The sequence below is a fragment of the Blautia faecis genome (genome assembly GCF_027662325.1).
Lineage (GTDB): Bacteria > Bacillota > Clostridia > Lachnospirales > Lachnospiraceae > Blautia_A > Blautia_A faecis.
In genome coordinates, this window is the sequence record NZ_JAQDKY010000079.1 from 1 (window position 1) to 4,735 (window position 4,735).

Below are 4,735 nucleotides of genomic sequence, written 5' to 3' on the forward strand. Positions count from 1 at the left end.
ATTTTAATTTTTTTACATCTGTTTTCTTACTACTCTGTACTCGTCCCCCATGCGGAAATAAGGGCAATCGTGATAGGTTCCTGTAATAAAACGATACATCTCATCTTCGTCAAGGTTCATATCACAAGTATAGCACTCGTAATCATCGTCATAAGAATAGTTTACACAATATTCGCAGTTCGCCCCCTGCTTCTTTTTCATATTACATACCCTGCCTTCCTTGCGAGTATTTAAAAACATTCCCACAATCTGCACGTTCTAGAACGTGTTTGAAAAATCATTCCCGCAATCTGCACGCCCCACTTTGCGGGAGATCTTGCCTGAATTCGGTTACCGTAGCCCGCTACGGCGCCCTCATCCAGACCAAATCTCCCACAAATTGTGACACACATCTTGCAGAAAGCCTTTTTCAGACACGCTCTAGAGAATTTCCATGGTCCAGGAAATCTGGCACTCCCTGCCAGCTTCCAGTGAAATAAGATTCTTCTGTTCCTCCAGATTTTCTGTAATTCCCTGTCTGGATGGAAGGGAACACCACGGCTCAATGCAAACATAAGGAGCATCCATGCAGGGCATATGCCAGAAACCGACATAAGGCATATCCACATAAGATACCTTCACTGCCTTTTTGCCCTTCGTACTGTGAAGCAGAACCTCTCCAGAGGTTTTCTCCAGCACAATAGCATCTTCATCAAAAAGATTATGACGAAGAGGAATCCGTCTGCCCTCCAAAAGTTCATAGGACTCCTTCCCCTCCACAAAACACTCCTGTGAAAAAAGAATGCGCTGCGGCTCACATGCCCTGGAAAATTCCAATTCATAATCCTCAAAGGAAAGTCCCTCTTCCATCGGAATATTAAATCCCGGGTGACCGCCGATTCCAAAATACATCGTTTTCTCATCCTTATTTTTTACCGAATAGAAAACTTTTAAAGTATTTTTCTCAAGCAGATATCGGATCTCAAAACGAAAATGAAATGGATACTGTTCCAAAGTTTCCCTGGTATCTTCCATTGCAAACACCAGTTCATTCTCCCCTGCTTTCTCACAGGAGAAAACAGAATCCTTGGCAAAACCGTGAATATCCATATGATACGTCTTCCCCTGAAATATGTAGGATTTCTCCCATAATCTGGCAATATAGGGAAAAAGATTGGCACCATGCTCATTCCAGTATCTGTCATCTCCCTGCCAGATATACTCAAATCCGTCCTTATCTGTCACGGACCACAAAATAGCACCTTCTGTGTCGGCCTTCACTTTAAGAAATTCATTGCTGATCTCGTATTTCATTCCATTCCTCAACTTCCTGGCATCATATCTGGCCATGATAAAATCTCTCTGGCAATGACCTCTTCATAGTTGCCCTCAATATCCTGACTGCGTCCTGCTTCATAAATATTTGTCTCTGCCCCCCAGACACGGTCCTCATACTCCCACACATGGAATTTCAATCCTCGAAACAGAAAATCAAGACTTCCGCAGCCATCAATCTCTGTATATTCGTATTTGATATTCTTCTTTTTTAATGCATCCTGTACAATCTGTAACCGCATTTTTGTCACCTTCCTTTAGTCTCAAAGCGATACTTTTATGATCATTCTTTTTTCTGCTGACCATTATCTACATAAATTCTGTTCTTACCGGATTTCTTTGAAGCATACATTGCGTTATCCGCCGCCAGATACAGGCTTTCATAGTCGTTTCCAGCTGCAGGATAAGCCGCCGCTCCTATACTCACGGTAAAATGTGGTGTAGTCTCTGACTTTGCCAGAATATCAAGAATTTCCGCACCTTTTGCTTCAACAGCCGAAGCAAGCTCTGTATTTGTCATAAACACAATAAATTCATCACCGCCAAGACGACCGATAATATCCTCCCTACGGAAATGTTCCTTCAAAAGTTTTACCAAAGTAATCAATGCAAGGTCACCTATTGCATGCCCCATTGTATCATTTACCGTTTTAAAATCATCAATATCGAGCATAAGCAGGTAACCTTTACACTCTTTATCCTGCATAAGCGTATTGATTTTCTGCTCTGCAGCCTTGCGGTTCAGAGCGCCTGTAAGACCATCAACAGAGGCTTTTTCACGAAGATCCTGTTCTCTGGTCATCTCATTCTGAACGTCAGAAATCTTGCCCAGAAATGCCTGTGGTGTACCAAGACGGCCTCGTATCAGACGGCCCATCCATCGCACCCAACGATAATTATCGTTCTTATCCTTAAAACGAATTACAAAATCATCAATCTCATCAGAATTATCACCAATTGTGGAAAGAAGTGCCTTTACCTTCGCCACATCATCTGGATGAACCATTGTGAAATCTGTGTCACTGTCAAAAGGCCTGATCGGACCGATTTCCTTCAGTCCAAATAAAGTCGTTATATTTGGCGTAAATACCAATGTTTTTTCCAGGCAGTCATATTCAAAAAGAACCGTGTCCGAAAACTCCGACAAAATGTCGTACCTTGCCTGACCTTTCATCACTTTCTTCTGCTGTTTCATATAGAATCGTACTGTAAAAAGCAGCATGATCAACGCGCATCCAAGAAGCGTAAAAATAATCATGCGGTTTCCATTGATGAGCACTGCTTTATAATTCTTCATTTTGGCGGAACGATATTCTGAAAACAGAATACAGTCTCTGCCTTCCAACTTGGATGCCACCAGATAGATATCCGTTTTCTCAAGCTCCGTGAAAATATGGGGTGCTCCATAGGTCAGCTTTTTAAGGGACTTTTCCACCTGGGAAATACTGTTATCCCTCACATGCTGCGAATGAAGCACTGTCGCCACCGTATATTCAATGTCAAAAATCCGCATATCTCCTGCCAGGATTTTCCCATCTGTATTGCACACATAGTGAAGCACATTCCCCTCGTCCTCGTTCAGAGCCTCCCAGGCTTCCTCCACCTTATCTGCTCCAGCTGAACCAGCCAGGAAATTCTCCATTTCTGTCAGTGCTTCCGAATGGGTGGATAAAAGTGATTCCTCCATAAGCTCTGTAAAAATCTTCTCTGTTCTTTGACGATATCTGCTCATAAGAAAAATCGTCAGAAACACCATCACAGCAAGACAGACCAGTCCGATGATCATTCCCTGCCGTTTCATTTTGTATTCAGGATTGTCTTTCACGCTTTTTTCCATATTAACGTCATCCATTCCAAGCCGTGACGGCTTTTATTCGTTATTTTTCAGTATAAAGCCTATATATTCTGCTGTCAAGCTTGTGATTTTTGGTCACTTTTTACAAGTCTTGTATTGGAAGGATACTTTTGTTTTATTCATAGGGTTCCATCTGCCGCTGAAATAATGTAAAGTGAATAAAACAAAAAGAAGCATATTGTGACCTATCATGCATCCCCAGGCAGACACAAGTCCCAGTCCAAGAAGATGGATGCAGATAAAAGTCCCCAGAATTCTTACACCCCACATTCCCGCTACATTGAAAATAAAGGGAGTTACTGTTTTCCCCACACCTTGCATCATGCCCTCGATCACAATAGGTACACCATAAAACGGTTCGGAAACAGCAACCATACGAAGTACCGTACTTCCCAGACGGATAACCTGCGCATCTGATGAAAACAGCCTGATCAATATCGGCGCAAAAATAAACAGCAGACTTCCGGAAATAACCATCAGTCCCACTTCCAACGGCACAATTGCCTTGGCAAGGCTGTTGAGTTTTTTATTGTCATTGGCTCCAAGAGCATTTCCTGCAAGAGTAGCCGCTGCTGTCTGCATTCCATATCCTGGAATATAAAAAGCAGATTCTACTGTATTGGCAATAGTATGGGCTGCCGTTGCAGTCTCGCCCAAAGAATTGATCATGGATGCAAATGCCACATATCCAAGGGACGTGGCAAATCGCTGAAACATATTTGGAACAGCCACCTTCAGACAAGGGCGCAGAACTGCAGAATCCGGCAGGAAGCTCTGACCCTTTGGAGATATATCAGTATGCTTCCATAATTTAACCGTAATTGCAATACCTCCAATGGTATAAGCTATAGCACTCGCAGCTGCTGCACCTTGAACGCCCCATCCCGCGCCTGGGATCACCAGTTCTTTTCCACCAATCAGCACAGTTCTGGTGGAATATATAAGAAAAAAGTTCAGTACAATGTTAATAACATTAAAGGCAACTCCTACCTGCATAGGGGTTTTGGTATCGCCCACTGCTCTCAGGACAGTTCCAAAAATAATGTTCGCAGTTCGAAAAAGCATCGGTGCATAGAGGATCAGGAAATAGCTGGATGCCAGTTTCTGAATAGAAGGATCTACCTGCATCCAAACAGGGACTTTACGGCTCAGTCCCATTGTCAGAATTGTAAAAAATATTCCTACGATCACAACTGTCAGCACAGCCTGTCCTGAAGCTTTTTTTGCCTGTTCTTTTTTTCCTGCTCCGATTGACTGGGATATGTATGCCAGAAATCCTATGCTGATCGCAGAAACCGTACTTCCAATCAGCCAGTTTACTGTACTGGTAGCTCCAACAGCGGCTGTTGCACTTGTTCCCAGGACGCCTACCATACCAGTGTCCATATATTGTACTGCAGTCTGCATCAGCTGTTCCAGCATAGTTGGCCACGCAAGAGAAAAAATAACTGGCAGCATTTCTTTTGTTCCCTGATCTGCCAGTCTGGATCTGTTTCTAGTTGATTTCATCTTATTTCTTCCTGTTCTGTTACCTGTTATTTTGTGATACCAGTGTCAAAAGGTCAA

The 4,735-nt window shown here is 43.0% G+C and carries 7 protein-coding genes; 1 reads left to right on the forward strand and 6 read right to left on the reverse strand.

Annotated elements, in window-relative coordinates; translation table 11 throughout:
* Positions 1-12 precede the first annotated feature (12 nt).
* Positions 13-201 (reverse strand): DUF6472 family protein, encoded by a 189-nt coding sequence (locus PGQ38_RS18965; protein WP_118583318.1) that lies wholly within the window; start codon positions 199-201, stop codon positions 13-15.
* Positions 202-230: 29 nt separating this feature from the next.
* Positions 231-392, reverse strand: a complete 162-nt coding sequence (locus PGQ38_RS20295; protein WP_334304082.1) for a DUF6783 domain-containing protein — start codon at positions 390-392, stop codon at positions 231-233.
* On the opposite strand from PGQ38_RS20295, the gene PGQ38_RS20300 reads away from it, so the two are divergent.
* Positions 321-479 (forward strand): DUF6783 domain-containing protein, encoded by a 159-nt coding sequence (locus tag PGQ38_RS20300; RefSeq protein ID WP_334304083.1) that lies wholly within the window; start codon positions 321-323, stop codon positions 477-479. The genes PGQ38_RS20295 and PGQ38_RS20300 overlap by 72 nt on opposite strands.
* Here PGQ38_RS20300 and PGQ38_RS18970 read toward each other — a convergent pair.
* The 4 genes from PGQ38_RS18970 to PGQ38_RS18985 all read right to left on the reverse strand — a co-directional run bounded on the left by PGQ38_RS18970 (position 421) and on the right by PGQ38_RS18985 (position 4,678).
* Positions 421-1,293 carry an aldose 1-epimerase family protein gene (locus PGQ38_RS18970; protein ID WP_195700225.1) on the reverse strand — a complete coding sequence of 291 codons (873 nt, stop codon included), beginning with the start codon at positions 1,291-1,293 and terminating at the stop codon, positions 421-423. The two genes, PGQ38_RS20300 and PGQ38_RS18970, sit on opposite strands and share 59 nt — an antisense overlap.
* 8 nt (positions 1,294-1,301) lie before the next feature.
* Positions 1,302-1,556 (reverse strand): kinase, encoded by a 255-nt coding sequence (locus PGQ38_RS18975; protein ID WP_118583324.1) that lies wholly within the window; start codon positions 1,554-1,556, stop codon positions 1,302-1,304.
* Between the two features lie 41 nt (positions 1,557-1,597).
* The gene (locus PGQ38_RS18980; protein ID WP_204455003.1) at positions 1,598-3,151 is read right to left on the reverse strand and encodes a sensor domain-containing diguanylate cyclase; all 1,554 of its coding nucleotides are present in this window, start codon (positions 3,149-3,151) and stop codon (positions 1,598-1,600) included.
* A gap of 93 nt (positions 3,152-3,244) precedes the next feature.
* Positions 3,245-4,678, reverse strand: coding sequence for an MATE family efflux transporter (locus PGQ38_RS18985; protein ID WP_233456101.1), 1,434 nt, complete (start codon positions 4,676-4,678; stop codon positions 3,245-3,247).
* Between the last annotated feature and the right edge of the window lie 57 nt (positions 4,679-4,735).

What these genes read in the sequence shown, in the direction of transcription:
- PGQ38_RS18970 (WP_195700225.1), bottom strand. Translation starts at nt 1,293, where the DNA reads ATGAAATACGAGATCAGCAATGAATTTCTTAAAGTGAAGGCCGACACA.
- PGQ38_RS18985 (WP_233456101.1), bottom strand. Translation starts at nt 4,678, where the DNA reads ATGAAATCAACTAGAAACAGATCCAGACTGGCAGATCAGGGAACAAAA.
- PGQ38_RS18975 (WP_118583324.1), bottom strand. Translation starts at nt 1,556, where the DNA reads ATGCGGTTACAGATTGTACAGGATGCATTAAAAAAGAAGAATATCAAA.
- PGQ38_RS18980 (WP_204455003.1), bottom strand. Translation starts at nt 3,151, where the DNA reads ATGGAAAAAAGCGTGAAAGACAATCCTGAATACAAAATGAAACGGCAG.
- PGQ38_RS20295 (WP_334304082.1), bottom strand. Translation starts at nt 392, where the DNA reads ATGTGTGTCACAATTTGTGGGAGATTTGGTCTGGATGAGGGCGCCGTA.
- PGQ38_RS18965 (WP_118583318.1), bottom strand. Translation starts at nt 201, where the DNA reads ATGAAAAAGAAGCAGGGGGCGAACTGCGAATATTGTGTAAACTATTCT.